The sequence below is a fragment of the Streptomyces sp. NPDC002851 genome, from assembly GCF_053591935.1.
Genome location: NZ_JBSFUT010000087.1, coordinates 1 through 3,528 on the forward strand (window position 1 = coordinate 1; position 3,528 = coordinate 3,528).

The 3,528-nt window shown below is 69.3% G+C and carries 4 protein-coding genes; 1 reads left to right on the forward strand and 3 read right to left on the reverse strand.

The window, feature by feature from the left end; translation table 11 throughout:
• Positions 1-402 precede the first annotated feature (402 nt).
• Entirely contained in the window at positions 403-1,410 is a 1,008-nt protein-coding gene (locus ACWD10_RS38280; RefSeq protein ID WP_451098432.1) for a stage II sporulation protein M, read from the reverse strand.
• Between the two features lie 94 nt (positions 1,411-1,504).
• On the opposite strand from ACWD10_RS38280, the gene ACWD10_RS38285 reads away from it, so the two are divergent.
• Positions 1,505-2,524, forward strand: coding sequence for an RDD family protein (locus ACWD10_RS38285; protein WP_451098433.1), 1,020 nt, complete (start codon positions 1,505-1,507; stop codon positions 2,522-2,524).
• Between the two features lie 80 nt (positions 2,525-2,604).
• Here ACWD10_RS38285 and ACWD10_RS38290 read toward each other — a convergent pair whose 3' ends face one another.
• Complete coding sequence (locus tag ACWD10_RS38290) at positions 2,605-3,219, reverse strand: hypothetical protein (RefSeq protein ID WP_451098435.1); 615 nt, start codon at positions 3,217-3,219, stop codon at positions 2,605-2,607.
• A gap of 177 nt (positions 3,220-3,396) precedes the next feature.
• A partial coding sequence (locus ACWD10_RS38295) for an adenosylhomocysteinase (protein ID WP_451098436.1) occupies positions 3,397-3,528 on the reverse strand: 132 nt, incomplete at its 5' end.

The following is a 3,528-nucleotide window of genomic DNA, read 5'->3' on the forward strand; positions in this document are numbered from 1 at the left end:
TCTCAAGGAACGGACGCTTCCTTCGTACTCACCCTCTCGGGCTTTCCTCCGGGCGCTTCCCTTCGGTGTTTCCAACCTTACCAGATCCTTTTCCCCTTCCGTTCCCATCGGGAGCGGTTCGAGAATTCGAATCCGTGGCCGTTGGAGAGCCATTCGCCTTTCGGCTGCACCGACTTTATCAGAGGTTTTCCGCCGGATTGAACCGGCTGGATTCTGATGAATCGGAGAGGTTGGCTTCGTTAGAAGTTGAGTTCTTCGGAAGCAGGTTCATGCTACTTGTCGCACGTGGGGGGATCCTGTCCGCCCCGGGCAACTCATAGAATCTACCTCCCCACGCGGGCCGTGTCAACGGCTCTTGTGGGGCGCGAGAGACAGTAACAGGTGAGCGGGGTCCGACGCACATCAGGCAGCGGTCGGAAGGGCGGCGCTGCGCTCCAGTTCAGCCACGTCACCCGTCTCGCCAGCCCGGGCCGCTCGGCCGCCGACCACATAGACGTACACGAAGAACGCCAGCTCCGCGGTCACGCCGATGCCGATGCGGGCCCAGGTCGGGAGACCGGACGGGGTGACGAAACCTTCGATGACGCCGGAGATGAAGAGGATCAGGGCCAGGCCGACCGCCATGCCCAGGGCTGCGCGGCCTTCCTCTGCGAGGGCGGTGCGGCGGGTTCTGGGACCCGGGTCGATGAGGGTCCAGCCGAGCCGGAGGCCGGTGCCTGCGGCGACGAAGACCGCGGTGAGCTCGAGCAGGCCGTGCGGCAGGATCAGGCCGAGGAAGACGTCGAGGCGGCCGACGGAGGACATGAGGCCGAGTCCGAGGCCGACGTTGGCCATGTTCAGGAAGAGGATCCAGACGACAGGAACGCCGAGGAAGACACCCAGAACCAGGCACATGGCGGCGGCCTGGGCATTGTTCGTCCACACCTGGGCGGCGAAGGACGCCGCGGGATGGCTTGAGTAGTACGTCTCGTACTGGCCGCCCGGGCGGGTGAGCTCGCGGAGTTCCTCTGGGGCGGCGATCGCGGACTGAACCTCGGGGTGCGTTCCGATCCACCAGCCGATGAGGACGGCGACCAGGGTCGAGAGCAGGGCGGTGGGCACCCACCAGTGGCGGGTGCGGTACATCGCTGCGGGGAAGCCCGCCGTAAGGAAGCGCGTGGCGTCGCGCCAAGTGGCGCGTCGGGTTCCTGTGACCGCACTACGCGCGCGTGCCACGAGTTGGGTGAGGCGGCCCGTGAGCTGGGGGTCCGGGGCGCTGGACTGGATCAGGGAGAGATGGGTGGCGGCTCGCTGGTAGAGGACGACGAGTTCGTCGGCTTCCGCTCCGGTGAGTCGGCGCTGTCGGCGTAGGAGCGCCTCCAGGCGGTCCCACTCCGGCCGGTGGGCGGACACGAAGACATCGAGGTCCATCGGATGGCTGCTCTCTCCTCGTACAGGGGCGCGATGCGCACTCAGCTTGGCAGACTGGGCCATCCAGGGGGCAGGGATGGAAGGACGGCGGGGCATGAATGAGCTGGTGACGGGTGAGGCGGTGGCGCTCGAGCTACGTGCCGCGAAGCTGCCGAGCCGGGCGCTTGCCGTCCTGATCGACCTCTCGGTGGCGTTCGCCGCGTACATAGCCGTGTCGATAGCGCTGCTGGCGGCGACCGCATCGCTGGACGAGGCGGCGGTAGCGGCGATATCGGTGGCGACTTTTGTGCTGGTGCTTGTGGGCGGTCCCATTGCCGTCGAGACGCTGAGTCACGGGCGCTCCTTGGGGAAGCTCGCCTGTGGTCTGCGGGTGGTGCGGGACGACGGCGGGCCGATCCGGTTCCGGCATGCGCTGGTCCGGGGTGCCATCGGGGTGATCGAGATCCTGGCGACGTTCGGCGTGATCGCCTGCATCGCGTCGTTGGTCTCCGCGCGGGGGCGGCGGCTCGGGGACGTGTTCGCCGGGACGCTCGTGGTGCGAGAGCGGGTGCCGGCCGGGCGCGCTGCCTCGGTGCCTCCGCCGCCGCCCTGGCTGGTGGGGCGGTTTTCCGGGCTCGATCTGTCTGCTGTGCCCGATGGTCTCTGGCTGGCGATACGCCAGTACCTGACGCGAATAGGGCAGCTCGATCCTCAGGTCGGCTGGTCCATGGCGGAGCGCCTTGCCGCTGACCTGGCGGAGTGCACCGGGGTGCCGGCGCCACGGGATGTGCCGCCGGGCGCGTATCTGGCGGCGGTGGTGAACGAGCGGCAGACGCGGGATGCCCGTCGGGCCTTCGGCGGTGCGGCCTCGGCCGGTGGGGCGATACCCGGTGGGCCCATACCCGGGCCGGTGGCGAGTGGGGCGTATGGGGGACCTGTGGCCGGTCACGCCGTCCAGGCCAGAGGAAATCAGCCTCCACAGGAGTACGGCAGGCTTGGCGGGGACGTGCTGCCGGCAGGTGTTCCAGTGCATCCGTCGTACCGGTCCGGCCCTGTCACGAAGGAGCCGCGCCCGCAGGCGGATGGCGAAGGTGCTGCGCGGGGCGCCGGGACCGGATTCGTACCGCCTGCCTGAGGGTGAGCTCGGCTCCGTGACTGCGGTGCCCAGGACGACGGAGCCGCCGACTCGGGGGCGGGTCAGGGAAACGTCGACGGTCAGGGGAACGTCGACGGTGGGGTCTCGAGGTGTTCCAGCTCGATGCCGGGGGCGGCGAGCACCACGTCGCCGGTGATGTGCACGGTGTGCTGTTCGCCCGTGTCCAGGGCTGTGACCTGGTATTCGTCCACGGTCAGAGGGCCGTTGTCAGTGGCGTGTGCTTCGCTTTTCAGCAGGGCCCAGGACTCGTCCACGGTGCGCGGGGCGAGGACCGGGTCGGTGAAGCGGACCATTCGTACGCGGGTGGCGGGGGCGCCGGGGTTCAGTCGCAGCAGCCGGGACGTGGCGATGAGGAAGGCGGGGGATGTGCCGGTGAAGGCGTGGGCGGGGACGTTGCCCTCGGTGGCCTCGGTTCCGGTGGGGTCGGTCCGTACCCAGGTGACGCCGTCGATGGCGGCGCCGCGGACCTGCCAGCTCGCGGCGTGGAGTTCGACGCGGATGGGGCGGCCGAGTTCGTCGAGGGCCAGGTCGACGGAGCCCGCGTGGTCGCCCGAGGGGGTGGTGATCTGGGAGACGTAGCGCCAGCCGGAGGGGCCGGGGGCGCAGTGGAAGTGTTCTTCGCCGAGGGAGGTATGGTCGTGCGGGTCGTGGAGCGAGTAGCGGCCGCGGGGCATGCGGATCAGGTCCTTGGTACGGGCCGTGGAGGCCGTCATGGGGGCAGGCCCCCGCCACGGGGGCGAGGGCCTGCTTCAAGTGTGGCCGACGGGCTGATCAAGCCGTGCCGACCTGCCCGGTCGTCCCGGCCGAACCGGTCGGGACGACAGGTTCGGCCGGGTGAGGTTGCCGGTCGATCAGTAGCGGTAGTGGTCGGGCTTGTACGGGCCCTCGACCTTCACGCCGATGTACTCCGCCTGCTCCGGGCGCAGTTCCGTCAGCTTTACGCCGAGGGACTCCAGGTGGAGGCGGGCGACCTTCTCGTCCAG